Raw genomic sequence first — 24,965 nt, 5'->3', positions numbered from 1 at the left:
CCGAGAAGGACGTCAGCCGGGTGTACACACCCGGGTACCCGGCCGCCGCGCAACCCTCCCCCCAGGACGTGATCCCCGCCAGGACGCCCTCGACCAGCAGCGGACCGCCGCTGTCGCCCTGGCAGGTGTCCACGCCGCCGGAGGCGTGGCCGGCGCAGACCATGTCGGACGCGAGGTAGTCCGTGCCGTAGGAGCTCGCGCAGCCGGCGTCGGACACGATCGGCACCGTGGCCGTGCGCAGCTGGCTGGAGGCGCTGCCGTTCGCGGAGGTGGCGCCCCAGCCGAGGATGCGGGCGGTGGTGCCGGCCGCGTACACGCCCGTCTGGTCGGCGGAGACGTAGGGTGCCGGGGTGTACGGCATCGACGTCGACAGCGTCAGCACCGCCACGTCGTCGCCGTCGGTGGCCTGCTTGTAGTCCGGGTGGATCCAGATCTTGCCGACCGTGGCCACGGTGCCGTCGGTGCCGTCGCGGTGGGTGCGGCCGCCCACGACGCGGACGCTGCCGGCGGTCTCGCCGGCCATGCAGTGGGCCGCGGTGACGACCTTGGTCGCCGAGACGAGCGTGCCACCGCAGAACTGGTTCTGCGCGGAGTCCGTGATCTGCATCATGAACGGGTACGCGGCCGTGGTCGTCGTCGAGCCGCCCACGATGGGCTGGGGAGCCGCGGCGGCGGTGGGGGCGACGCCGAGCAGCGCGGTGGCCGCCGCGAGCGCGGTGGCGGTCTGTCTGGCGCGGAGGTGCCCGAGCATGAGTCTCCTCATTGGGTTGCCGGTGGGGGGTCGCGCGGGTGGGGGGTGCGGCACGAGGGTCTCGGGACCGACCCCCGTGTGCCCGGCGAGCGGCACGCCCCTACGCTAGAACTCGCAGGTTCCCTTCCCAATGAGGGAACCCCCTAGGGGAGTTGGGCAGGGAAAACCCTCGGTCGGCCCCGGCCGAACCCGCCGGTGCGGTGAATCGTTGCGGGAATCTCAGCCGCCGGGACGGCCCGCCGCCAGCCGGACGATGTCGACGCGCGACCGGATGCCGAGCTTGCGGTAGACCCGGGTCAGGGTCGCCTCGACGGTCTTGACGCTGATGAACAGCCGCGCGGCTATCTCCCGGTTGGTCGCGCCCTCCATGACCAGCGCCGCGACCTGACGCTCCATCGAGGCGAGGGAGTCCAGCGCGTCCAGGGCGGCGGCCGGTGCGGGCGCCGGTTCGGCCGCGGGCGCCGTCGCGGCCGCCTCCACCTGGCGCAGCCACGGCAGCGCCCGGCACCGCCGGAACAGCCTGGCCGCCTCGTCGTACGAGACCGGCCCCGGCCCGCCGGTGCGCAGCCCCGCCGCCGCGAAGGCCGCCCGGGCCTCCTCCAGGCCGTAGCCCAGCTTGGCGAGCCGGTCCTGCACCGAGGTCAGCCGTTCGGCGGCGAACTCCCGCTCGCCGCGCGCCGCGCGCACCAGCGCCTCCGCGCGGTCCAGCACCGCGAGCACGCTCTCCCGGCCCAGGCGCAGGGCGCGGGCCCGTGCCGTGTCGATGACGTCCTGCGCCTCCTCGGCCGCGCCGATCCGGACCAGTGCCTCGGCGAGATCGCCGTGCCAGCGTCCGCGCGCCGGGTCGGTGATGCCGAGGGCCCGCTCCAGCTCGCGCACCCGGCGCAGCGAGGCCACCGCCGCGGGCGCGTCCCCGGCCACCAGCTGGGCGTGGCCGAGGGCGGCCAGGGCGCGGGAGACGTACATCTGGTCGCCGTCCTGCTCGGCGTGGTCGAGCGCCTCCCGGGCCAGTGCCAGCGCCCGGTCCACCTCGCCACCCGCGGCCTCCGCCAGGGAGGTGAGCACGGCCGAGGCGACCTCGCCGATCCCGGTGTCCCGGGCCAGCCGCAGGCTCTCGCGGGCGAGGTCGAGGGCGCGGGCGCAGTGCCCGGTGCGCAGCTCGGTCTCGGCGAGACCGCGCAGGAAGTGCACCTCGCTCTCGACCGAGCCGCGCCGCCGCACCTCGCGCAGCAGCGCGGTCACGGTGGCGCGGGCCTCGGGCAGCTGGTCGCTCATCACCAGCCAGCGGAACCGGGCGTACCCGGCGCCGTTGTGATGGCAGGCCACCCTCGGGTCCTGCGGTTCCCGCAGGGCGCGCTTGATGGTCGCGGGCGCGTCCGGGTGGCCCATCAGGGTCTCGATCTGGGCCTCGAAGGCGAGCGCCATCAGCTCGGTGTACCGGTCGCCGCCCCGCGCGGCCAGCTCCGCGGAGTAGGCGGCCTCCTCCCGGGCCGGGTCGAAGTCGCCGTCCACCAGCAGCGCCCGCCAGGCCAGCTGGTAGTGGATCAGGGCGAGCAGCCGGGGGTCCTCGCCCGCGTCGGCCAGCGCCTGCGGGAAGACGGCGTCGACCTCCGACATGGCGTGACCCGCGGTCTCGATCACCACGATCCAGGCCCGCACCCGCTGCGCGGGCACCGTCGAGGCGGACAGCACCTCGCGCGCGATGTCCCGGGCGAGATCCAGCTCACCGGCGGTGATGGCGTCCTCGGCGGCCTGCAGCAGCAGGTCGTGCGGACCGGCGGGTGTCCGTTCGGCCGGGGCGGTGCCGGGGGCAGGCGCGGGGCCGCCCGTGTCGTCGCCGGATCGCCGCGCCCGCCTGGTCCCGGTCTCCGCGGGCGCGTGCCGGGCGGCCAGCCGGCCGAGCGCGGCGGCCACCGAGGGCGCCCCGCGGTCCCGGGCCAGTGCCGCGGCCTCCGCCAGCGAGGCGGCCACCTCCGGATCGGTGCCGATGGTCGCGAGCGCCAGATGCCGGGCCCGTTCGATCGGGTCCGAGGCGGCCGTGGACAGCGCCGCGTGCGCGGCCCGCCGCTCCTGCGCGGGCGCCTCCGCGTACAGCGCCGCCGAGATCAGCGGATGCGCGAAGCGTACGGCCGGTCCCTCCGCCTCCGTCGCGAGCAGTCCCAGTTCCGCCGCCCGGGCGGTCTCCGCCTCGGCGTCGGCGCGGCCCGCCGCGCGCAGCGTGGCCAGGGTGGGCCGGGCGCCGGCGCTGGCCACGAGGAGGGTGTGGCGGGCGTCGGCGGAGAGCATCCCGAGCCGGTTGAGCACCAGCGCGCGCAGCGAGGTGGGCACCGGCAGCGGCTCGCCCGGCCGGTGCGGGGCGGGGTTCTCGGCGAGCGCGCGGCCGAGTTCCAGGGCGAAGAGCGGGTTGCCGCCGCTGGTGCGGTGGATGTCGCGGACCGTGGAGCGGGACAGGCCGGTGTAGCCGCGGTGGTCGAGCAGGGCGGCCACGTGGGTGCGGGAGAGGGGGCCGAGCCGGAGGGCGAGGGTGTCCGGCGGGGCGGCGCCCAGATGGCGGTCGTACTCCTCGTCCTGGGTGCGGGCGGCGCACAGCATCCGCACGGGGCTGTCGCCGAGGCGGCGGGCGGCGAAGCCGAGGAGTTCCACGCTGGCCGGGTCGAGCCACTGGAGGTCGTCGGCGACGATCAGCACGGGGCCCTCGGCGGCGAGGGCGCGCAGGGCGGACAGGACGGCCAGGCGCAGGGCGAGGCCGTCGCGCTGGAGGGTGGACTCGCCGCGGCCGGTGAGCGCCGACTCCAGGGCGGTGCGCTGGGCGGCGGGCAGCTGGTCGCAGACGTCGTCGAGGACCAGGCCGAGGAGGTCGGCGAGGGCGAGGAAGGGGAGATGGGATTCGGACTCGGTCGCCGAGCAGCGCAACACGGTCCGTGCCGTCGCGCCGTATTCCGCGGCCAATGCCCGCAGCGCGGTCGACTTTCCTATTCCGGCGGGCCCGTGCAGCAGGACGCTGCCGCCCCGGGCGAGCTGCCGACGCGCCGCCGTGAACGGCTCGTCCCGGCCGATGACCATGTCGGGGCGGGATCTGGCAGGTTCCGTGAAGTCCCGTGGCACGGTCACCGCTCCCCTCCGTGTGTCGTGTTCTGGCCAATATTAGGCAATGGGTCTTTGAATTTCGGAGTGCCTGCCGGGTGAGGGAAATAACAGCAGCGAAGCACAGGGAAATTCAGGGGGCGGGTGACTGAATGGGAGAGCCCACGTCACGCCTCCGGCGCCGGGTACGGCAGCCCGCCCATGGTCGCCGGGGCCGCGAGGCGTAAGCACCCGCACGCCGGCCCTTCGGGGCACTCCCCGTGGACGCCCTACGGCAGCAGCCCCGCCCGCCTGGCAGCGGCCACCGCCTCCCCCCGGGTGTGCGCCCCCAGCTTCCGCATGGCCGACCGCAGATACCCCTTCACCGTCTCCGCCCGCAGCCCCAGCCGCTCGCCGGCCGCGGCATTCGTCGCCCCCGCCGCCACCCAGGCCAGCACATCCACCTCCCGGGGCGCCAGCCGGACCCCCGCCGCCGGCCCCTCGGGCGTCAGCAGCCCGCACACCTCCAGCAGCTCCGCGCGCAACCCCGGGTCGGCAATCCGCGGCGCCAGCGCCCGCAGCGCCGCATGGGCCTCCCGCACCTGTTCCCGCACGGCCCCGTCGCCGTCCCGCTCCGGCCGTGGCCGCGCCGCCGCCAGCAGCTCCTGCGCCGACTCCCGCACGACCAGCGCCTGCTCCACGTCGCGCGCGGCGGCCACCGCCGCGGTCAGCGTGCGGTCGCCGAGCGGCTGCGGGGTGCGCAGGGCGCCGTAGAGGACACCGCGCACCCGGCGGCGTACGACGACCGGGACCGCGAGGACCGAGCGCAGGCCCTCGGCGGCGACGGCGGTGTCGTACTCGTGGCTGATCTGCCGCGAGGAGGAGTAGTCCGTCACCGCGCAGGCGCGGGCCAGGGCGAGCGCGCGACCGCCGAGACCGCTGCCGGACGTCACGGCGAGCCGGCTCAGCGCGTGCGTGGAGGTGCCGTCGAGTTCGGTGATGAGCATCCGCGGGCGGGCGGACTCCGTCAGACCGCCGAACGCGACCGGGAGCCCGGTCGAGCGCCGCAGCCGGACCAGCGCACCCCGGATCTCCGCGGCTCCGGTGACATCTGCTGCCAACTGCCCGCCCTTCCTCCGCGGCATGCACCCCCGTCCGGGGGTAGTGAGACCTGCATCACGGATTACACGATGGCGGGGAGCCGCCGGGCAATGGTCCGGGACAGAGGAGGACACATGACGGCCACCGACGACTTCCGCAGGGCACGGGACTTCCTGCTGGAGCACCGCGAGGACTACGCCACCGCCTGCGCGGGGTTCGCGTGGCCCCGGCCGGAGCGGTTCAACTGGGCGCTCGACTGGTTCGACGTCATCGCGGACGGCAATGACCGCACCGCGCTGCACATCGTCGAGGAGGACGGCACCGAGGCGCGACTGACGTTCGCCGAGCTGTCCGCCCGCTCCGACCGGGTCGCCAACTGGCTGCGCGCGCGGGGCGTCGGCGCCGAGGACCGGATCCTGGTCATGCTCGGCAACCAGACCGAGCTGTGGGAGACCGCGCTGGCCGCCATGAAGCTGCGGGCCGTCGTCATCCCGGCCACCCCGCTGCTCGGCCCCGCCGATCTGCGCGACCGGGTGGAGCGCGGGCGGGTCCGGCAGGTGATCGTGCGGTCCGAGGACACCGGCAAGTTCGCCGAGGTGCCCGGTGACTACACCCGTATCGCCGTCGGCGGCGCCCGCGAGGGCTGGCACGCGTACGAGGACGCCCGCACCGCCCCCGCCGGCTTCACCCCGGACGGCCCCACCCGCGGCGACGACCCGCTGATGCTCTACTTCACCTCCGGGACCACGGCCCGCCCCAAGCTCGTCGAGCACACCCACCTCTCGTACCCGGTCGGCCACCTCGCCACCATGTACTGGATCGGCCTGCGCCCCGGCGACGTGCACCTCAACATCTCCTCGCCGGGCTGGGCCAAGCACGCCTGGTCCAACCTGTTCGCGCCGTGGAACGCCGAGGCGACCGTCTTCCTGCACAACTACACGCGCTTCGACGCGGCCCGGCTGATGGCCGAGATGGACCGGGCGGGCGTCACGACCTTCTGCGCCCCGCCGACGGTGTGGCGGATGCTCATCCAGGCCGACCTGACCGCCCTGCGCACCCCGCCGCGCGAGGCGGTGGCGGCGGGGGAGCCGCTGAACCCCGAGGTCATCGAACAGGTCCGGCGGGCATGGGGCGTCACCGTCCGGGACGGCTTCGGCCAGACCGAGACCGCCGTCCAGATCGCCAACAGCCCCGGCCAGCCGCTGAAGACCGGCGCCATGGGCCGCCCCGGTCCCGGCTACCGGGTGGAGTTGCTGGACCCGGTGACCGGCGCGCCCGGCGCCACCGAGGGCGAGATCGCGCTCGACCTGTCGGCCCGCCCGGTCGGCCTGATGACCGGCTACCACGGCGACCCCGACCGTACGGCGGAGGCGATGGCGGGCGGCTACTACCGCACCGGCGATGTCGCGTCCAGGGACGAGGACGGATACCTGACGTACGTCGGGCGCAGTGACGACGTCTTCAAGGCGAGCGACTACAAGATCAGTCCCTTCGAGCTGGAGAGCGCGCTGCTGGAGCACGAGGCGGTCGCCGAGGCCGCCGTGGTGCCCGCCCCGGACGACCTGCGCCTCGCCGTCCCCAAGGCGTACGTCACGCTCGCCGACGGCTGGGAGCCGGGTCCCGGCACCGCGAAGGTCCTCTTCGAGCACTCCCGCGAGGTGCTCGCCCCGTACAAGCGCGTCCGCCGCCTGGAGTTCGCGCCCCTGCCCAAGACCGTCTCCGGCAAGATCCGCCGGGTCGAACTGCGCGAGGCCACGGCGGCCGGCTCGGCCGACGAGTACCGCGAGGAGGACTTCCGGTGACCGCACTGTCGTACACGCACGGAACCGGCGCGACCGCGCTGCTCGGTGACACGATCGGGGACAACCTGGCCCGCACCGCCGCCACCTGGCCGCAGCGGGAGGCGCTGGTCGACGTCCCGTCGGGGCGGCGCTGGACGTACGCCCGGCTCATCGCGGACGTCGACGAGCTGGCGTACGCGCTGCTGGCGAGCGGGATCGTCAAGGGCGACCGGGTCGGGATCTGGGCGGTCAACTGCCCCGAGTGGGTGCTCGTGCAGTACGCCACCGCCCGGATCGGCGCGATCATGGTGAACATCAACCCGGCGTACCGGGTGCACGAGGTCGAGTACGTGCTCAAGCAGGCCGGGATCTCCCTGCTCTTCGCCTCCCTCGGCCACAAGGGCAGCGACTACCGGGCCATGGTGGACGAGGTGCGGGGCAACTGCCCCGGGCTGCGCGAGGCCGTGTATTTCGGCGACCCGAGCTGGCAGGCACTGCTCGGCCGCGCCGTCCCGCGCGCCCTGCCGGACGACCTGAGCTGCGACGACGCGGTCAACATCCAGTACACCTCGGGCACCACGGGCTTCCCGAAGGGGGCCACCCTCTCCCACCACAACATCCTCAACAACGGCTATTTCGTGGGGGAGTCGATCGGCTACACCGAGCAGGACCGGGTGTGTCTTCCGGTCCCGTTCTATCACTGTTTCGGCATGGTCATGGGGAATCTGGCCGCTACCTCCCACGGTGCCTGCATCGTGATCCCGGCCCCCTCCTTCGACCCGAAAGCCACGCTGGAGGCCGTTCAGCAGGAGCGGTGCACCTCGCTGTACGGCGTCCCGACCATGTTCATCGCGGAGCTGAACCTGCCCGACTTCGCGCGCTACGACCTCTCCTCGCTGCGCACCGGCATCATGGCGGGCTCGCCCTGCCCGGTGGAGGTGATGAAACGGGTGGTCGCCGAGATGCACATGGAGCAGGTGTCCATCTGCTACGGCATGACCGAGACCTCCCCCGTCTCGCTCCAGACCCGGATGGACGACGACCTGGAGCACCGCACCGGAACCGTCGGCCGCGTCCTGCCGCACGTCGAGGTGAAGATCGTCGACCCCGCCACCGGGATCACCCGACCCCGGGGCACGGCAGGGGAGTTGTGCACCCGCGGCTACGGCGTGATGCTCGGCTATTGGAACGAACCCGACAAGACCGCGGAGGCCGTCGACCCCGCCCGCTGGATGCACACCGGCGATCTCGCCGTGATGCGCGAGGACGGCTATGTCGAGATCGTCGGCCGCATCAAGGACATGATCATCCGGGGCGGCGAGAACATCTACCCGCGCGAGATCGAGGAGTTCCTCTACGGCCACCCGAAGATCGCCGACGTGCAGGTGATCGGCGTGCCGCACGAGCGGTACGGCGAGGAGGTGCTGGCCTGCGTCATCCCCCGCGACCCGGCCGACCCGCCCACGCTGGAGGACGTACGGGCGTTCTGCGCGGGACAGTTGGCCCATTACAAGATCCCGGCCAGGGTGCGGGTGCTCGATTCCTTCCCGATGACGGTGTCCGGAAAGGTACGCAAGATCGAGCTGCGGGAGCGGTACTCCGGCTGATCCTCCGGGGCGTTCGATCACAGCGGGGCGCGGCCCGTAAGATCGGGTGCCCTGGGGGTGGTTATGGGCAGGCAGCGCCCTGGCTCGCCGACGCTGGAGGAAGTCGCGGCTCTCGCCGGTGTCGGGCGCGGCACCGTCTCGCGCGTCATCAACAACGCGGCCGGCGTGAAGGAGTCCACGCGCCGGGCCGTCGAGCGGGCCATCGACGAACTGGGCTACGTGCCCAATCTGGCGGCCCGTTCCCTGGCCGGGCGGCGCGCGGACGCGGTGGCGCTGGCGCTGACCGAACGGGACTGGCGGCAGTTCGGGGAGCCCTTCTTCTCGGAGATCATCCGCTCAGTCGGTGACGCCCTCGCCGACACGTCGGTGCAGCTGCTGCTCACCCTGGTCCGCACGGACGTCGAGCGGCGGCGCTTCGTCGAGTACGCGCGCGGCGGACGGGTGGACGGGGTCCTGCTGATGTCCGTGCGGGCCGAGGACCGGCTGCCGGACATGCTCGCCGACGCCGGACTGCCCACGGTGCTGCTCGGCCGCCGCTCGGGCGACGAGCACGTCACCTACGTGGACGCGGACAACGTCGGCGGCGCCCGCGGCGCGGTCGAGCATCTGCTGCGCGGGGGGCGCCGGAGGATCGCCGCCGTCACCGGGCCGCTGGACATGTACGTCGCCCGGTGCCGGCTGCGCGGGTACCGGGAGGCGCTGGCCGCCGCCGGTGTGGAGGACGTTGCCTCGCTGGTCGTCGAGGGTGACTTCACCGAGGACAGCGGGCGCCGGGCGACGGCCGAACTCCTCGCCCGGCACCCGGACGTGGACGCCGTCTTCGCCGCCTCGGACACCATGGCCGCCGCGGCGCTCGGGGTGCTGCGGGCGGCCGGCCGACGGGTGCCCGAGGACGTCGCGGTGATCGGCTTCGACGACTTCCCGCTCGCCCGGCACACCGAGCCGTCGCTGACGACGGTCCGGCAGCCGCTGGAGGAGATCGGGCGGACCATGGTGCGGCTGCTGATGGAGGAGATGGAACAGCCGGAAGTCGCCTGGCGCCATGTCATCCTGCGCACCCGGCTGGTGGTGCGCGACTCGGCCTGAGGGCCGAGAACGGGCCCGGCCGAAACTTTCGGGAGCGCTCCCAACTCCCGGAGCCCGTCGAAAGGTTGCGGACGTGCGTGCCTGACCTGCGGCTTCGAAATCCCTTCGACGCATTCGCGCGCACAGGGTTGTCAGGAACATGGACGGACTCCTACAGTCCGACCCGAACCGGTGGGGTGGGAGCGCTCCCATCAGTGGGGAGGTGGGAGCGCTCCCGTACCGGCTCCGATCCAGCCGAGCCACGTTCGAGAGAGGCACCCGCATGCGACCGTTACCGCACCGTCCCCGCCCCGTGCGCGGCCTGTTCGCCGCGCTGCTCTCCGCACTCGCCGCGCTCGCGGCTCTCCTCGTCGCCGCACCGCCGGCCCAGGCCGACACCACGATCTGCGAGCAGTACGGCTCGACCGTCATCCAGGGCCGCTACGTCGTGCAGAACAACCGCTGGGGCACCAGCGCCACCCAGTGCGTCACCGCCACCGACACCGGCTTCCGCCTCACCCAGGCCGACGGCTCGGTGCCCACCAACGGCGCCCCGAAGTCGTACCCGTCGGTGTTCAACGGCTGCCACTACACGAACTGCTCGCCGGGCACGAACCTTCCGGCGCAGCTCAGCACCATCTCCAGCGCGCCCAGCAGCATCTCCTACGGTTACGTCTCGGGCGCCGTGTACAACGCCTCGTACGACATCTGGCTGGACCCGACGCCCCGCACCGACGGCGTCAACCGCACCGAGATCATGATCTGGTTCAACCGGGTGGGCCCGATCCAGCCGATCGGCTCGCCGGTGGGCAACGCCACCGTCGGCGGCCGCACCTTCGAGGTGTGGACCGGCAGCAACGGCTCCAACGACGTGATCTCCTTCGTCGCTCCCTCGGCGATCAGCAGCTGGAGCTTCGACGTCATGGACTTCGTCGACCAGACCGTCGCCCGGGGGATGGCGCAGAACAACTGGTACCTGACGAGCGTCCAGGCCGGGTTCGAGCCGTGGCAGAACGGCGCCGGACTCGCGGTGAACTCCTTCTCCTCCGCTGTCAACCTCGGCGGCGGCGGAGACCCGGGCGGCCCCGGCAATCCGGCCACCGCCTGCCAGGTGACCTACGCGACCAACGTCTGGCAGGGCGGCTACACCGCCGACGTCACGGTCAAGAACACCGGTACCGCCGCCCTGAACACCTGGCAGCTCGGTTTCACGCTGCCCTCCGGACAGCGCGTCACCAACTCCTGGAACGCCACCCTGTCCGGCTCCTCCGGGGCGGTGACGGCGACTCCCGTGGCGCACAACGCGCAGATCGCCGCAGGCGGCAGCCAGACCTTCGGCTTCCAGGGCACCTACAGCGGCACCTTCGCCAAGCCCGGCAGCTTCACCCTGAACGGCACGGCCTGCACCAGCGCCTGACCCCGCCGGTGCGCCGCACCGGCCTCCTCCGGGGCCCGCCCCGCCTTCCCGCACCGACGGGGGCGGGCCCCGGCCCCCACGTCCGCCCCTCCGGCCCGCACCCGGAAAGGCCGCAGTCCATGAGCCCGAGCCGCACCGCGTCCGCACCCCGCACACCGACCTCACGCCCCGGCGTGCCCTTCCGTTCCCGGACCCGCCGCCCCGCCCTCGTCGCCGCGCTGTGCGCCGCGACCCTCGCCCTGACCGGTCTTGCCGCCGCCCCGCCGGCCCAGGTCCCGACGGCCGCCGCCGCCCTGCCGTACCAGGACCCTTCCGTCCCGGTGCCCCAGCGGGTCGCCGATCTGCTCTCCCGGATGACGCTCGACGACAAGCTCGGGCAGATGACCCAGATCGAGAAGGACGCGCTCGTCCCGCAGTCCGACCTCGCCACCTACCGAATCGGCTCGGTGCTCTCCGGCGGCGACTCGACGGTCAGCCCCAACAACGCCCAGACCTGGGCCGACACCTACGATGCCCTCCAGCGCACCGCCCTCACCACCCCGCTCGGCATCCCGATGATCTACGGCATCGACGCGGTGCACGGCCACAACGCGTTACGCGGCGCCACCCTCTTCCCGCACAACATCGGCCTCGGCGCCACCCGTGACCCGGCGCTGGTGCAGCGGGTCGGGCGGGCGGTGGCCGAGGAGGTGGCCGGTACCGGCATCGACTGGTCCTTCGCGCCCTGTCTGTGCGTGGCCCGCAACGACCGGTGGGGCCGCACCTACGAGTCGTTCGGGGAGAAGCCCGAACTGCCCACCTCCATGGCCACGTTCGTCACCGGCATGCAGGGCACGGCCCTGGGCGGCGACCCGGCGTCGGTGCTGGCCACCGCCAAGCACTACATCGGCGACGGCGGCACCACCGGAGGCGTCGACCAGGGCAACACCGAGCTGTCCGAGGCCGAGCTGCGCGCGATCCATCTGCCGCCCTTCCAGGAGGCGGTACGGCGGGGCGTGGGCTCGGTGATGCTGTCCTACAGCAGCTGGAACGGCGTGCGCTCGCACGGGCACAAGTACCTGGTCACCGACGTGCTCAAGGGCGAGCTGGGCTTCACCGGCTTCGTCGTCTCGGACTGGGCCGCGGTCGACCAGCTGGACGGGCAGAGCGGCTTCACCGGCGCCGAGATCACCACGGCCGTCAACGCCGGCGTCGACATGGTGATGGTCCCGCACGACTACAAGAAGTTCCTCACCCTGCTGCGCGGCGAGGTGAGCGCCGGGCGGATCCCCCTGGCGCGCGTCGACGACGCCAACCGGCGCATCCTCACCAAGAAGTTCCAGCTCGGCCTGTTCGAAAAGCCGCTCACCGACCGGTCGTTGACCTCGACCGTGGGTTCCGCGGAACACCGGGCCCTGGCCCGGCAGGCGGTGCGGCAGTCGCAGGTGCTGCTGAAGAACGACGGAGCGATCCTGCCGCTGGCGAAGAGCGCCAAGCTGTTCGTGGCCGGCAAGTCCGCCGACGACATCGGCAACCAGAGCGGCGGCTGGACCCTGGGCTGGCAGGGCCGCAGCGGGCCCGTCACCCAGGGCACGACCGTCCTCCAGGGCATCCGCGCCGCCGCGACCGACCCGTCCCGGATCACCTACGACCGCTACGGCAACGGCATCGACGGCAGCTACACCGCCGCCGTCGCGGTGGTCGGGGAGACGCCGTACGCCGAGATGCACGGCGACCGGCCCGGCGGCATGGGCCTGGACCAGGAGGACCTCCAGACCCTCAGCCGGCTCAAGGCCAGCGGGGTGCCCGTCGTGGTGGTCCTGGTCTCCGGGCGCCCGCTCGACATCGCCGCCCAACTGCCCGACTGGAGAGCCCTGCTGGCGGCCTGGCTGCCCGGCACCGAGGGCGCCGGGGTGTCGGACGTGCTCTTCGGCGACCACGCCCCGACCGGCAAGCTCCCCATGACGTGGATGCGCAGCGCCTCCCAGCAGCCCATCAACGACGGCGACGGCAAGAGCCCGCTCTTCGCGTACGGGCACGGCCTGACCTACGGCACGCCCGACCCCGATCCGGACCCGGACCCCGACCCGGAGCCCCAGCCCAAGTCCTGCACCGCCCAGTTCAAGGTCGTCTCGGCCTGGAACGGCGGCTACCAGGCGGAGATGACGGTCAAGAACTCCGGCACCGGCCCGCTCACCGGCTGGTCCGTCGCCTGGGACCTGAACGGCTCCACCGTCAACAGCCTGTGGAACGGCTCGCTGACCGTGGCCCAGGGCCGCGCGACCGTCCGCAACGCCGCCCACAACGGCGCCCTGTCTCCCGGCGCCACCACCTCGTTCGGCTTCACCGCGAACGGCGGTGCGGGCACGCCCGCTCCGCAGTGCACCGGCTCCTGACGTACGACCGGCACACCCGCACGTACCACCGAGGAGGGCACGATGACCAATCCGACCAGAGCCGACGGCGCCTCGCTGCCGCGCAAGCGCCGACGACGGTCGGCAGCCCTGGCCACCGCCCTGGCCACCCTGATGCTCGGGGTGGCCGGCCAGATCGCGGGACAGCCCGCGGCAGCGGCGGAAGCACACGTCGACAACCCCTTCGCCGGGGCCACCTTCTACATCAACCCCGACTACGCCGAGCACGTCGACTCGTCCATCGCCCAGACGTCCGACGCCACGCTCAAGGCGAAGATGGAGAAGGTCAAGACCTATCCGACCGCCGTCTGGCTGGACCGGATAGCGGCCATCCACGGCGGTGCCGCCAACGCCGGACGCAAGAGCCTCGCCGACCATCTCGACCTGGCGCTCGCCCAGAAGAAGCCCGGACAGCCGATCACCGCCACCATCGTGGTGTACGACCTGCCCGGACGGGACTGCGCCGCCCTCGCCTCCAACGGTGAACTCCCGGCCACCCAGGCGGGTCTGGACCGGTACAAGACCGAGTACATCGACGTCATCGCCAACGTCTTCAAGAACCCCAAGTACCAGGACATCCGCATCACCACGGTCATCGAGCCCGACAGCCTGCCCAACCTGGTCACCAACGGCTCCGACCCCGAGTGCGCCCAGCTCAAGAGCAGCGGCCTGTACGTCAAGGGCATCCAGTACGCCCTGGACAAGCTGCACGCGATACCGAACGTGTACACGTACCTGGACTACGCGCACTCCGGCTGGCTCGGCTGGGACAACAACCTCACCCAGACCGTGCAGCAGTACACCGAGGTGGCCAGGGGCACCGCGGCCGGTCTGAGCAGCGTCGACGGCCTGATCACCAACGTCGCCAACTACACGCCGCTGGAGGAGCCCTTCCTGACCAACCCCGACAAGACGGTCGGCGGCAACATGGTCAAGTCGAGCAAGTACTACGAGTGGAACCCGAACTTCGACGAGGTGGACTTCACCAAGAACGTGCACCGGGCGCTGGTCGCGGCGGGCTGGCCCGCCTCCACCGGCATGGTGATCGACACCTCCCGCAACGGCTGGGGCGGCGCCGCACGGCCCACCGCGGAGAGCACCAGCACCACGCTCGACACCTACGTCACCGAGTCCAAGGCCGACCGCCGCACCCACCGCGGCCTGTGGTGCAACGTGAGCGGAGCCGGCATCGGGCAGCCGCCGCAGGCCGCGCCCGCGGGATACCCCGACTCGCACCTCGACGCCTACCTGTGGGTCAAGCCGCCCGGGGAGTCGGACGGCGCCAGCAAGGACATCCCCAACGACGAGGGCAAGCGCCAGGACCCGATGTGCAACCCCGACTACACGGCGCCCAACGCCGGTAACAACAAGACGGGGGCGCTGCCCGACGCGCCACTGGCCGGGCACTGGTTCCACAACCAGTTCTCCATGCTGGTGCGCAACGCCTACCCTGCCATCCCGACGGGCGACACCGGTCCGGGTGACACCACCGCCCCGACCGCCCCGACCGGACTGCGGGCCACCGCCAAGACCGCGAGCAGCGTCTCCCTGGCCTGGACCGCGGCCACCGACGACGTGGGCGTGACCGGGTACGACGTGTACCGCAACGGCACCCGGGTCGGCTCGCCGGCCTCCGGCACCACGTACACGGACACCGGACTGAGCGCCGCCACGGCCTACAGCTACACCGTGCGCGCCCGTGACGCGGCCGGGAACGCCTCACCCGCCTCCGCGGCGCTGAGCGTCACCACCGAGACGGGCGGCGGCGGCCCCGACCCGACGGGCGGCCTCAAGGTCGCCTACAAGAACAACGACTCCTCGGCCACCGACAACGCCATCCGCCCCGGGCTGCGGATCCACAACACCGGCACCGCCGCTCTCGACCTGACCGGGGTGACCGCCCGCTACTACTTCACCCGGGACGGCGGCTCGTCCACCGTGAACGCCTATTGCGACTACGCCGCGGTCGGCTGCTCCAACCTCAAGCTCAGGGTCGTTCCGCTGAGCACCCCGGTCGCGGGCGCGGACGCCTACCTGGAGGTCGGCTTCACGGCCGGCTCGCTGGCCGCGGGCCGGGACACCGGTGACCTGCAGCTGCGCATGGCCAAGTCCGACTGGTCCGCGTTCAACGAGGTCGGCGACCACAGCCGCACCACCGCCACGTCCTACACCGACGCCCCGGCGATCCCCGGCTACCTCGGTACCACCCTGGCCTGGGGCGCACCGCCCGCCTGATCCGCTTACCTCCCCACACTCCCTCGCCCGCCCGGAGCGACCTATTCCCCGGGCGGGCGGGGGCTCCACAGCGGACAGCGAAGGAACGACAGGAGGCACCATGGATCGACGCAGAAACCGGCTCCTCTCCTGGGCGGCGGTGCTCGCCACCCTGCTGAGCGGCCTCGGTCTTGCCCTGCTCAGCCACGGCAGCGCGCAGGCCCACGGGGTGGCGATGATGCCCGGCTCGCGGACGTACCTGTGCTACCAGGACGCCAAGACCGGCTCCGGCGCCCTGGACCCGACGAACCCGGCGTGCAAGGCAGCGCTGGCCGAGAGCGGATCGACGGCGCTGTACAACTGGTTCGCCGTGCTCGACTCCAACGCGGGCGGGCGCGGCCCCGGTTACGTACCGGACGGCAAGCTGTGCAGCGCCGGTGACCGCTCCCCGTACAACTTCACCGGCTACAACGCCGCCCGCGCCGACTGGCCCCGCACGCATCTGACCTCCGGGAAGAGCATGCAGGTCCGGTACAGCAACTGGGCGGCGCACCCGGGTGACTTCCGGGTGTACCTGTCCAAGCCCGGCTACTCGCCCAGCTCCCCGCTGGGCTGGGGCGATCTGGAGCTCATCCAGACCGTCACCAACCCCGCCCAGTCGGGTTCGGTGGGCAGCGATTCCGGTCACTACCTCTGGAACCTGAACCTGCCCGCGGGCCGCTCGGGCGACGCGGTGCTGTTCATCCAGTGGGTGCGCTCGGACAGCCAGGAGAACTTCTTCTCCTGTTCCGACGTCGTCTTCGACGGCGGGAACGGCGAGGTGACCGGCATCCGCGGCTCGGGCGGCACCCCGACGCCCACGCCGACTCCCACTCCCACTCCCACCCCGACCGACCCGCACACCGGCTGCATGGCCGTCTACTCGGTGACGAACGCCTGGAACGGCGGCTTCCAGGGCTCCGTCCAGGTGATGAACCACAACACGGCACCGATGAACGGCTGGGCGGTGCGCTGGCAGCTCGGCACCGGCACCCGGCTCAGCCAGGTCTGGAACGGCACGCTCGGTACAGGGTCCGACGGCACGGTCACGGTCAGAAACGTCGACCACAACCGCACCGTCGGGCCGGACGGCAGTGTGAGCTTCGGCTTCACCGCCACCTCCACCGGCAACAACCATCCGGTCGGCTCGATCGGCTGCGTCACCCCGTAACAGGTTCCGCCGAGGCGCCGGCCCCCGCACCGCGGGGAGCCGGCGTTCTCGTGTGCGCGCGGGTCAGCGGGCGGGGGAGCCCAGCGCGTCGGCGTGGTCGTTGACCGGCTGCGGGGTGCCCGCGAGGTCCAGGACGAACAGGGGGACGCCGAGCGAGTCGGCGCGGACGCGGCCCTCGTCGGCGTACCCGGCGAGGGAGAAGTAGACGCAGCGCACCGACTCGGTCATGGCGGTCAGCCACAGGCACTCCACGTCCCGCACGGAGGCCGGGCGCACGGTGGGGTCCACCTGGGCGAGCAGGCCCTGGGCGGCGAGTCCGATGCCGGCGGGGGGCCGCTGGTCGGCGCGGCGGATGTCCCGGTAGCCGAGCCAGCGCAGGTAGAGGGCGGCGGCCGTGACGGCGTCCCGGGCGGTGCGGATCGGCACCGGCGCGAAGGGGGCCCGGCGCCGGGGCTCCCGTGCGGTGCGGGCGCCGGGGGCGGCGGGGGAGGCCGCGGAGCGTGTCCCGGTCACCGGGATCCGCAGGACCGTCCCGCACGGGCAGCCCAGCTCGGGATGGGGCCACTGGCCGCTCCGGTCGCAGGAGGCGCACCTGACGGTCACCCACTCCTCGGCCCAGGCCCGGTGCCGGACGGCGGCCGGGGCCCCGCACGGATCCAGCGGCGGGGCCACCGGGGCGCCACAGGCGCACGGATAGGACACGGCCGCGTACTGGTGCTCACGACTGCAGGCCGGGCAGCGCACCGCGACGCTCTGGGGCATGGCACCCATGGTGCTCCAGCGCGCCCCCGCTTGTCCGTCTCTTGACGGGCTTCGTCCCCCCACTTACATTGCTTCCAGATAGTAGAAAATACTTTCCGCAATACGGAAGAGCTCAACCGCGGGGCGCGACGGGGATGCGAATCCGACAGCCGAAGCAGGAGTACTCGATGGCTCGAATGACCGCTGCCCGAGCGGCAGTTGAGATCCTCAAGCGCGAGGGCGTCAGCAACGCGTTCGGTGTGCCGGGCGCGGCGATCAACCCGTTCTACGCGGCGCTCAAGGCGTCCGGCGGTATCCAGCACACCCTCGCCCGGCATGTCGAGGGTGCCTCGCACATGGCCGAGGGCTACACCCGCACCCACGCGGGCAACATCGGGGTGTGCATCGGCACGTCCGGACCGGCCGGCACCGACATGATCACCGGCCTGTACTCCGCGATCGGTGACTCCATCCCGATCCTGTGCATCACGGGCCAGGCGCCGACCGCCGTGATCCACAAAGAGGACTTCCAGGCCGTCGACATCGCCTCGATCGCCAAGCCGGTGACGAAGATGGCGGTGACCGTCCTGGAGGCCGCGCAGGTCCCCGGCGTCTTCCAGCAGGCCTTCCACCTGATGCGCTCCGGCCGTCCCGGCCCGGTCCTGATCGACCTGCCGATCGACGTCCAGCTCACCGAGATCGAGTTCGACCCTGACACCTACGAGCCGCTCCCGGTCTACAAGCCGGCCGCGAGCCGCGCCCAGATCGAGAAGGCGCTCGGGATGCTGAACGCCGCCGAGCGGCCGCTGATCGTCGCGGGCGGCGGTGTCATCAACGCCGACGCCGCCGACCTGCTGGTGGAGTTCGCCGAGCTGACCGGCACCCCGGTCGTCCCGACCCTGATGGGCTGGGGCCTGCTGCCCGACGACCACGAGCTGAACGCCGGCATGGTGGGCCTGCAGACCTCGCACCGCTACGGCAACGCGACCTTCCTGGAGTCCGACTTCGTCCTCGGCATCGGCAACCGCTGGGCCAACCGCCACACCGGCAAGCTGGACGTCTACACCGCCGGCCGCACCTTCGTGCACGTCGACGTCGAGCCCACCCAGATCGGCAAGATCTTCGCCCCGGACTACGGCATCGCCTCCGACGCGAAGGCGGCGCTGCGGCTGTTCGTCGAGGTGGCACGGGAGCTGAAGGCGGCCGGCAAGCTGCCCGACCGCTCGGCGTGGGCGGCCTCCGCGCAGGAGCGGAAGGCGACGCTGCAGCGCCGTACCCACTTCGACGACATCCCGATCAAGCCGCAGCGCGTCTACGAGGAGATGAACAAGGCCTTCGGCCCGGAGACCCGGTACGTCTCCACCATCGGCCTCTCCCAGATCGCCGGCGCCCAGATGCTGCACGTCTTCCGGCCGCGCCACTGGATCAACTGCGGCCAGGCCGGCCCCCTCGGCTGGACGATCCCGGCCGCGCTGGGTGTCGCCAAGGCCGACCCCGAGGCGTCCGTGGTCGCGCTCTCCGGCGACTACGACTTCCAGTTCATGATCGAGGAGCTGGCGGTCGGGGCGCAGCACCGGATCCCGTACGTCCATGTCCTGGTGAACAACTCCTACCTCGGCCTGATCCGCCAGGCGCAGCGGGCCTTCGACATCGACTTCCAGGTCAAGCTGGAGTTCGAGAACATCAACTCGCCCGAGCTGGGCGTCTACGGCGTCGACCACGTCAAGGTCGCCGAGGGCCTCGGCTGCAAGGCGATCCGGGTGACCGACCCGGCGGAGCTCGGCGCGGCCTTCGAGCAGGCCAAGAAGCTCGCCGCCGAGTTCCGGGTGCCGGTCGTCGTGGAGGCCATCCTGGAGCGCGTCACCAACATCTCGATGTCGACCACCAACGACATCAGCAACGTCGTGGAGTTCGAGGAGATCGCGACCGAGCCGGGTCACGCGCCGACCGCGCTCAGGACGCTGAAGGTCTGATCCACCGACCGGCTCCGCCAGGGGCAGCCACCCGCCAGGGGGCTGCCCCTTCGTCGTTCCCGGCTTCGTCGCCCGGTGTTGTTGCTCCCCGTGCCGTCGTTCTCGGCCTGAGGCCCGCCGCACACCCCCGTACCGGCGGGCCTCAGGTCGCCCCCGTGACTGCGGGCCGCCCGGACACCCCTGACCGGTGTGTGGCCCGCCGGAGCCCGCCACCCCCGTGCCGGCGGGCCCCGTGTTCCGAGAATGTGCCCGTACCCGGGGGCGGTTGAAGCCTCCGGGCACGGGTTCAGAGGTTGATTTGAGGGTTGCGTAGCCGGACTACGGACGGCGGCGTAGGCGATTCACGCCTCCTGCGTCCCGTGTGTCCCGTGATGCTCCGGGAGACCCGGCCACGCGTCGGGGCCGCCGCCCTGCCACTCGACGAGGTCGCTCTCCGCGACGTCGGTGACGTACAGGTCGGCCAGCCGCAGGAACTCGGCCACGTCGTCGACGTGCGAGGCGATGCCCAGGGTCTCGTCCCCCGCGGTGACCCGCCGGGAGCCGTCCAGGGCGGGGGAGTGGACCACGATGTGCGGGTGCTGCGCCGGTTGTGCCATGTCTCCAGCCTGCTGCGCGAGGGGCCGTTCCGCACCCCGGGAACGCCGAGAGCGCCGGATACGGGACCGTCCGTATCCGGCGCTGCTCGGCCGGTGGGGCAATGAGGGTTTTTCGGGACCGCGGCGGTCGCGACGGAGCCTGAAACGCCCTTCCCTCAGGTCGAGAAGAGGTTCCGGTCCTTCACCACCGCACTGGCTCGCACACCGCCGCGGTCCTCACCCTGACCCGCGCCCGCAGCCGATCGACCACCCCTCATCCGGGTCTCTCGGCAGGCGAACGCCGTCAGGGAGCCTTTTAGTCCTCGCGCAGGGCGCGGACCGCCTCCTCCACGCGCTTGCCGTACTCCGGGTCGGCGGCGTGGAAGTGGGCCAGGTTCTTCTCGATCACGTCGTCGCGGGAGACCTGGGAGAGTCCACCGGCGATGTTCGCGACCAGCCGGGACTTCTCCTCGGCGGACATCAGCCGGTACAGCTCGCCGGCCTGGAAGAAGTCGTCGTCCTTGGTGTGCTGCGGGGCCTCGTGCGTGCCGGTGTAGCCGGACACCGGGAGCGGGGCGGACAGCGGGCGGCCGGTCTCGGCCGGGCCGTCGTAGGAGTTCGGCTCGTAGTTCTTGGCGTACCGGCCCTGGGAGTTGGACGCCATGAGACCGTCGCGGCCGTAGTTGTGCGCGCTCGTCGCCCGGGGGGCGTTCACCGCGAGCTGGGTGTGGTTGACCCCCAGGCGGTAGCGGTGCGCGTCGGCGTAGGCGAACAGGCGGCCCTGGAGCATCTTGTCCGGCGACGGGCCGATGCCCGGGACGAAGTTGTTCGGGGAGAACGCGGCCTGCTCGACCTCGGCGAAGACGTTGTCGGGGTTGCGGTCCAGGACCAGCCGGCCCACGCGCTGCAGCGGGTAGTCGGCGTGCGGCCAGACCTTCGTCAGGTCGAACGGGTTGAAGCGGTACTCCGCCGCCTCGGCGGCCGGCATCAGCTGCACGTACAGCGTCCAGGACGGGTTGACGCCCCGCTCGATGGCCTGGAGCAGGTCCGTCTGGTGCGAGTTGGGGTCCTTGCCCGCGGTCTCGGCGGCCTGCTCGGACGACAGGCAGCGGATGCCCTGGTTCGTCTTGAAGTGGTACTTGACGAAGAAGGCCTCGCCCTCGGCGTTCGTCCACTGGTAGGTGTGCGAGCCGTAGCCGTTCATGTGGCGGTATGACGCCGGGATGCCGCGGTCGCCCATCAGCCAGGTCACCTGGTGCGTCGCCTCGGGGGAGTGCGCCCAGAAGTCCCAGACGTTGTCCGGCTCCTGCCGGCCGGTGAACGGGTCGCGCTTCTGCGAGTGGATGAAGTCGGGGAACTTGATCGGGTCCTTGATGAAGAACACCGGGGTGTTGTTCCCGACCAGGTCGTAATTGCCCTCTTCGGTGTAGAACTTGACCGCGAAACCCCGGGGGTCGCGGACCGCGTCCGCCCCGCCGAGGCTGTCCGCCACGGTCGAGAAGCGCAGGAAGACCTCGGTGCGCCTGCCGACGGCGTTCAGGAAGTCGGCGTGGGTGAAGCCGGTGACGTCGTCGGTCACCTCGAAGTAGCCGTAGGCGCCGCTGCCGCGGGCGTGCACCACGCGCTCCGGGATGCGCTCACGGTTGAACCGGGCGAGCTTCTCCAGGAGGTGCTGGTCCTGCAGGAGCAGCGGACCGCCGACGCCGGCGGAGGCGGAGTTCTGGTTGTCGGCGACCGGGGCGCCGGACTCGGTGGTGAGCACGCGCTTCGACATCGTGGACCTTCCGTGCGGGAGTCAGCGGAAACCTGTTTCCGCTTCGTGGAGCCTAGGAGGGGGCAAACAAGGCGTCAACAGTTTGTTGAAGATGCTCAACGGTTTGTTGAAGTGGATTCCGGGCGGCGCCGCCGCTTGGGCGCGACAGGACAGGTGTCAGCGGCGGCGCCGCCCGGAGTTCTCGGCAGGTCCTCAGACCTGGGCGCCGGAGAGGCGCTCGACCGCGCGCAGCAGCGCGGAGTGGTCCAGGCCGCCGTCGCCCTGCGCACGCAGGGAGGCGACGAGCTGGGCGACCACGGCACCGACGGGCAGGGCCGCGCCGACGTTGCGGGCGGCGTCGGTGACGATGCCCATGTCCTTGTGGTGCAGGTCGATCCGGAAGCCCGGCTTGAAGTCGCGCTGGAGGAAGTTGTCCTTCTTGCGCGTCAGCACGGTGGAGCCGGCCAGGCCGCCGTTGAGGACGTCCAGCGCCGCCTTCAGGTCCACGCCCGACTTCTCCAGGAAGACCACGGCCTCGGCGCACGCCTGGATGTTCACGGCGACGATCAGCTGGTTGGCGGCCTTCACCGTCTGGCCCGAGCCGTGCGGACCGCACAGCACGATGGTCTTGCCGAGGGCCTCCAGTACCGGCTTGGCCTCGTCGAAGTCGGCACGCTCACCGCCGACCATGATCGACAGTACGGCCTCGATGGCGCCGGCCTCGCCGCCGGACACCGGGGCGTCCAGGACGCGGATGCCCTTGTCCTTCGCGGCCTTGGCCAGGTCGACGGAGGTCTGCGGGGTGATCGAGGACATGTCGATCAGCAGGGCGCCGGAGCGGGCGTTCTCCAGGATGCCGTCGGGGCCGTAGGAGATGGCCTCGACCTGGGGGGAGGCGGGGACCATCGTGATGATCACGTCCGCGTCCCTGACGGCCTCGGCGATCGAACCGGCGGCCGTGCCGCCGGCCTTGGCCAGCCGGTCCAGCTTGTCCTGCTCCAGCGTGAACCCGGTGACGTCGTAGCCCGCCTTGATCAGGTTCTCGGACATGGGCGAGCCCATGATGCCGAGGCCGATCCAGGCGATCTTGGGGAGTGCGTTGCTCATGAGGGTGTGCCTTTCGGTCAGAGGGGTCAGCGGGGCAGCCAGTCGAAGGCCTCGGCGCTCGGGCGGTCGCCCGGCTTGTACTCGAGGCCGACCCAGCCGTCGTAACCCGCCTTCTGCAGCTGGTCGAGGAGGTCTTCGAGGGGGAGCGAACCGGTGCCCGGGGCGCCGCGGCCGGGGTTGTCGGCGATCTGCACGTGGCCGGTCCGCGCGGCGTACTGCTCGATCACCGCCGGCAGGTCCTCGCCGTTCATGGACAGGTGGTAGAGGTCCATGAGGAACTTGGCGTTGCCGAGGCCCGTCGCGGCGTTGACCTTGTCGACGACGCCGATCGCGGCCGGGGCCGACACCAGCGGGTAGCGGGGCGACTCGGGCCGGTTCAGCGCCTCGATCAGCAGGATCGCGCCGATCCGGTCGGCGGCCCGGGCCGCGAGGACCAGGTTCTCCAGCGCCAGCGCGTCCTGCTCGGCCGGGTCCACGCCCTCGACGCGGTTGCCGTACAGCGCGTTGAGCGCCGTGCAGCCGAGGGAGGCGGCGAAGTCGGCGGCCACGTCGATGTTGGCGCGGAACCGCTCCGACTCCTCGCCGGGCACCGACAGGGCGCCGCGGTCCGGGCCGGGGAGCTGTCCGGCGTAGAAGTTCAGGCCCGTGAGCCGCACGCCCGCGTCCTCGATCGCCTTCTTCAGGGCGTCGAGCTCGGACTGCTCGGGGGTGGGGGAGTCGATCCAGGGCCACCACAGCTCGACCGCGGTGAAGCCGGCCGCGGCGGCGGCCGCGGGGCGCTCCAGGAGCGGGAGTTCCGTGAAGAGGATCGACAGGTTGACGTTGAAGCGCTGCTCTGCGAATCCCATGGGGTCCGGCGCTCCCTTCCGTTGTCGAGATTCCGTATTACGGAAGTTCTTTTCTGCTTACTGGAAGATTGCCGTCGGGTGTTCGAGCTTGTCAAGGGGGCTCGGCGGAAAGCGGCGGCGCGCGTTAGGTTGAGCGCGTGCGACTGAGAGTGGAATTCACGACCGAGCCCTTCGACCTCGACGAAGCCCCCGCTCACGCGGTCGTGGCCCGCGAGGTCATCGAGGCGGCCGAGCTGGACGCGGTGGACGTCGGCCCGTTCGGCAACACCGCCGAGGGCAGCGCCGACGCCGTCCTCACCGCCGTGGACGCGCTGCTGCGCAAGAGCCTGGAGTCCGGCGCCACCCGGGTGTCGCTCCAGGTCAACGTGGTCGAGGAGGGGGAGCGGTGAACGTCGAGCCCTTCATCACGGCCGTGAAACCGCTGGTCGACGCCATGGGCGGCGAGATGCTGCCACCGGACGAGGCCGGCCCCGAGGACGTGGTGCTCGCCTGGGAGGGCGTCGACGTCGTCGCCGTACGCCTGCCCCAGCTCGCGGACTCGCTGGACCACATCCTGGCCGCCATGGAGCGCAAGCAGGGCAAGCCCCTTGCCGACCTGGACCGCAAGGCCAAGCAGGAGGTCGTGCGGATACTCGAGGCGCGCGGCGCCTTCTCCGTACGGCACGGCGTGGAGACCGTGGCCGGCGCCCTGGGCGTCAGCCGCTTCACCGTCTACAACTACCTGAACCGCGAGAAAGGGGCCTGACGGGGGGCTCCGGGTTTCGTTACCCGGAATTTTCAACAAAGTGTTGACGTGGTGTCGCGCAGGGCGTTAGCTATCGGCAGCCCGTTCAGCACAAGGCCACGGAGGCTCCCGTGACGTCCACATCCACGCCGGGCCTGGTCCGGTTCAACGCCCTGGAGGAGCACGCGGCCCTCGCCGCGCTCCACGAGGCGTGCGCCTCCCGGGCGTGGGCCGAGCGGCTTCTCGCCGCCCGCCCGTACGCCACCGTGGAGGACCTGTACTCCGCCAGTGACGCCGCCATGGCCGAGCTGACCACCGCCGACCTGGAAGAGGCGATGGCCGGCCACCCGCCGATCGGCCGCCCCAAGCCCGGCGACCCGACGTCCGCCCGCGAACAGCGCGGCATGGCCGGCGCCGGGGAGGAACTCAAGGCCGAGATGCTCGAACTGAACCTGGCCTACCAGGAGAAGTTCGGCCATGTCTTCCTCATCTGCGCCACCGGCCGGACCGGCGAGCAGATGCGCGACGCGGTCAAGGAGCGGATCGGCAACGCCCCCGAGCAGGAGCGCGAGATCGTCCGCACCGAGCTGGGGAAGATCAACCGCATCCGACTGGCCCGACTCGTCGAAGAGGAAGCCTGAC

19 protein-coding genes are annotated in these 24,965 nt (G+C 72.0%); 11 read left to right on the top strand and 8 right to left on the bottom strand.

All coding sequences use genetic code 11. The annotated features are described in order from the left end of the window. From M8H82_RS32230 to M8H82_RS32220, 3 genes are all read right to left on the bottom strand, one after another. Positions 1 to 751, bottom strand: a 751-nt coding sequence (locus M8H82_RS32230; protein WP_250078644.1) for a trypsin-like serine protease, incomplete at its 3' end; no start/stop codon positions are given. Positions 752 to 970: 219 nt separating this feature from the next. After that, positions 971 to 3,862 carry a LuxR family transcriptional regulator gene (locus M8H82_RS32225; RefSeq protein WP_250078643.1) on the bottom strand — a complete coding sequence of 964 codons (2,892 nt, stop codon included), beginning with the start codon at positions 3,860 to 3,862 and terminating at the stop codon, positions 971 to 973. A gap of 242 nt (positions 3,863 to 4,104) precedes the next feature. Further along, the gene (locus M8H82_RS32220; protein WP_250078642.1) at positions 4,105 to 4,935 is read right to left on the bottom strand and encodes a helix-turn-helix transcriptional regulator; all 831 of its coding nucleotides are present in this window, start codon (positions 4,933 to 4,935) and stop codon (positions 4,105 to 4,107) included. Between the two features lie 114 nt (positions 4,936 to 5,049). Here M8H82_RS32220 and M8H82_RS32215 point away from each other — a divergent pair, with 114 nt between their 5' ends. From M8H82_RS32215 to M8H82_RS32185, 7 genes are all read left to right on the top strand, one after another. After that, on the top strand, positions 5,050 to 6,717 hold the full coding sequence (locus tag M8H82_RS32215; protein WP_250078641.1) for an AMP-binding protein: 1,668 nt from the start codon (positions 5,050 to 5,052) through the stop codon (positions 6,715 to 6,717). After that, entirely contained in the window at positions 6,714 to 8,303 is a 1,590-nt protein-coding gene (locus M8H82_RS32210) for an AMP-binding protein (RefSeq protein WP_250078640.1), read from the top strand. The genes M8H82_RS32215 and M8H82_RS32210 overlap by 4 nt, the downstream gene beginning before the upstream one ends. Positions 8,304 to 8,366: 63 nt before the next feature. Then, positions 8,367 to 9,389 (top strand): LacI family DNA-binding transcriptional regulator, encoded by a 1,023-nt coding sequence (locus tag M8H82_RS32205; protein WP_250078639.1) that lies wholly within the window; start codon positions 8,367 to 8,369, stop codon positions 9,387 to 9,389. A 262-nt stretch (positions 9,390 to 9,651) separates the two neighbouring features. Further along, positions 9,652 to 10,785, top strand: a complete 1,134-nt coding sequence (locus M8H82_RS32200) for a cellulose binding domain-containing protein (RefSeq protein WP_250078638.1) — start codon at positions 9,652 to 9,654, stop codon at positions 10,783 to 10,785. Between the two features lie 173 nt (positions 10,786 to 10,958). Then, positions 10,959 to 13,160, top strand: coding sequence for a glycoside hydrolase family 3 N-terminal domain-containing protein (locus tag M8H82_RS32195; RefSeq protein WP_250078637.1), 2,202 nt, complete (start codon positions 10,959 to 10,961; stop codon positions 13,158 to 13,160). A gap of 42 nt (positions 13,161 to 13,202) precedes the next feature. Beyond that, on the top strand, positions 13,203 to 15,413 hold the full coding sequence (locus tag M8H82_RS32190) for a glycoside hydrolase family 6 protein (RefSeq protein ID WP_250078636.1): 2,211 nt from the start codon (positions 13,203 to 13,205) through the stop codon (positions 15,411 to 15,413). 100 nt (positions 15,414 to 15,513) lie between these two features. Beyond that, positions 15,514 to 16,602: a lytic polysaccharide monooxygenase gene (locus M8H82_RS32185; protein ID WP_250078635.1), complete on the top strand. Its 1,089-nt coding sequence runs from the start codon at positions 15,514 to 15,516 to the stop codon at positions 16,600 to 16,602. A 63-nt stretch (positions 16,603 to 16,665) separates the two neighbouring features. Here the strand turns inward: M8H82_RS32185 and M8H82_RS32180 are convergent, their stop codons facing one another. Further along, positions 16,666 to 17,373 carry a hypothetical protein gene (locus M8H82_RS32180; RefSeq protein WP_250078634.1) on the bottom strand — a complete coding sequence of 236 codons (708 nt, stop codon included), beginning with the start codon at positions 17,371 to 17,373 and terminating at the stop codon, positions 16,666 to 16,668. A gap of 158 nt (positions 17,374 to 17,531) precedes the next feature. Here M8H82_RS32180 and gcl point away from each other — a divergent pair, with 158 nt between their 5' ends. Then, positions 17,532 to 19,316, top strand: a complete 1,785-nt coding sequence (gcl, locus tag M8H82_RS32175; RefSeq protein ID WP_250078633.1) for a glyoxylate carboligase — start codon at positions 17,532 to 17,534, stop codon at positions 19,314 to 19,316. Between the two features lie 341 nt (positions 19,317 to 19,657). On the opposite strand, the gene M8H82_RS32170 is transcribed toward gcl, so the two are convergent. The 4 genes from M8H82_RS32170 to M8H82_RS32155 form a co-directional block, all read right to left on the bottom strand. Continuing rightward, positions 19,658 to 19,912 (bottom strand): hypothetical protein, encoded by a 255-nt coding sequence (locus tag M8H82_RS32170; protein ID WP_250078632.1) that lies wholly within the window; start codon positions 19,910 to 19,912, stop codon positions 19,658 to 19,660. Between the two features lie 295 nt (positions 19,913 to 20,207). Beyond that, positions 20,208 to 21,665 carry a catalase gene (locus M8H82_RS32165; RefSeq protein WP_250078631.1) on the bottom strand — a complete coding sequence of 486 codons (1,458 nt, stop codon included), beginning with the start codon at positions 21,663 to 21,665 and terminating at the stop codon, positions 20,208 to 20,210. Between the two features lie 192 nt (positions 21,666 to 21,857). Beyond that, positions 21,858 to 22,751, bottom strand: a complete 894-nt coding sequence (locus M8H82_RS32160; protein WP_250078630.1) for a 2-hydroxy-3-oxopropionate reductase — start codon at positions 22,749 to 22,751, stop codon at positions 21,858 to 21,860. A gap of 26 nt (positions 22,752 to 22,777) precedes the next feature. Then, entirely contained in the window at positions 22,778 to 23,599 is an 822-nt protein-coding gene (locus M8H82_RS32155) for a TIM barrel protein (RefSeq protein ID WP_250078629.1), read from the bottom strand. Between the two features lie 137 nt (positions 23,600 to 23,736). On the opposite strand from M8H82_RS32155, the gene M8H82_RS32150 reads away from it, so the two are divergent. The 3 genes from M8H82_RS32150 (at position 23,737) to uraD (ending at position 24,964) form a co-directional block, all read left to right on the top strand. Beyond that, positions 23,737 to 23,988: a thiamine-binding protein gene (locus M8H82_RS32150; RefSeq protein ID WP_250078628.1), complete on the top strand. Its 252-nt coding sequence runs from the start codon at positions 23,737 to 23,739 to the stop codon at positions 23,986 to 23,988. Between the two features lie 44 nt (positions 23,989 to 24,032). Next, entirely contained in the window at positions 24,033 to 24,344 is a 312-nt protein-coding gene (locus tag M8H82_RS32145) for a helix-turn-helix domain-containing protein (RefSeq protein ID WP_250078648.1), read from the top strand. 110 nt (positions 24,345 to 24,454) lie between these two features. Further along, positions 24,455 to 24,964, top strand: coding sequence for a 2-oxo-4-hydroxy-4-carboxy-5-ureidoimidazoline decarboxylase (gene uraD / locus M8H82_RS32140; protein WP_250078627.1), 510 nt, complete (start codon positions 24,455 to 24,457; stop codon positions 24,962 to 24,964). Position 24,965 lies beyond the last annotated feature (1 nt).

Source organism: Streptomyces sp. YS415, from assembly GCF_023544665.1.
GTDB lineage: Bacteria > Actinomycetota > Actinomycetes > Streptomycetales > Streptomycetaceae > Streptomyces.
This window is presented reverse-complemented; position numbering and strand designations above follow the sequence as displayed.

Bases quoted from the DNA above. Each gene is read 5' to 3' on its own strand.
- M8H82_RS32165 (WP_250078631.1), bottom strand. From the start codon at position 21,665: ATGTCGAAGCGCGTGCTCACCACCGAGTCCGGCGCCCCGGTCGCCGAC.
- M8H82_RS32215 (WP_250078641.1), top strand. From the start codon at position 5,050: ATGACGGCCACCGACGACTTCCGCAGGGCACGGGACTTCCTGCTGGAG.
- M8H82_RS32170 (WP_250078632.1), bottom strand. From the start codon at position 19,912: ATGGCACAACCGGCGCAGCACCCGCACATCGTGGTCCACTCCCCCGCC.
- gcl (WP_250078633.1), top strand. From the start codon at position 17,532: ATGGCTCGAATGACCGCTGCCCGAGCGGCAGTTGAGATCCTCAAGCGC.
- M8H82_RS32160 (WP_250078630.1), bottom strand. From the start codon at position 22,751: ATGAGCAACGCACTCCCCAAGATCGCCTGGATCGGCCTCGGCATCATG.
- M8H82_RS32145 (WP_250078648.1), top strand. From the start codon at position 24,033: ATGGGCGGCGAGATGCTGCCACCGGACGAGGCCGGCCCCGAGGACGTG.
- M8H82_RS32205 (WP_250078639.1), top strand. From the start codon at position 8,367: ATGGGCAGGCAGCGCCCTGGCTCGCCGACGCTGGAGGAAGTCGCGGCT.
- M8H82_RS32190 (WP_250078636.1), top strand. From the start codon at position 13,203: ATGACCAATCCGACCAGAGCCGACGGCGCCTCGCTGCCGCGCAAGCGC.
- M8H82_RS32200 (WP_250078638.1), top strand. From the start codon at position 9,652: ATGCGACCGTTACCGCACCGTCCCCGCCCCGTGCGCGGCCTGTTCGCC.
- M8H82_RS32155 (WP_250078629.1), bottom strand. From the start codon at position 23,599: ATGGGATTCGCAGAGCAGCGCTTCAACGTCAACCTGTCGATCCTCTTC.
- M8H82_RS32180 (WP_250078634.1), bottom strand. From the start codon at position 17,373: ATGGGTGCCATGCCCCAGAGCGTCGCGGTGCGCTGCCCGGCCTGCAGT.
- M8H82_RS32185 (WP_250078635.1), top strand. From the start codon at position 15,514: ATGGATCGACGCAGAAACCGGCTCCTCTCCTGGGCGGCGGTGCTCGCC.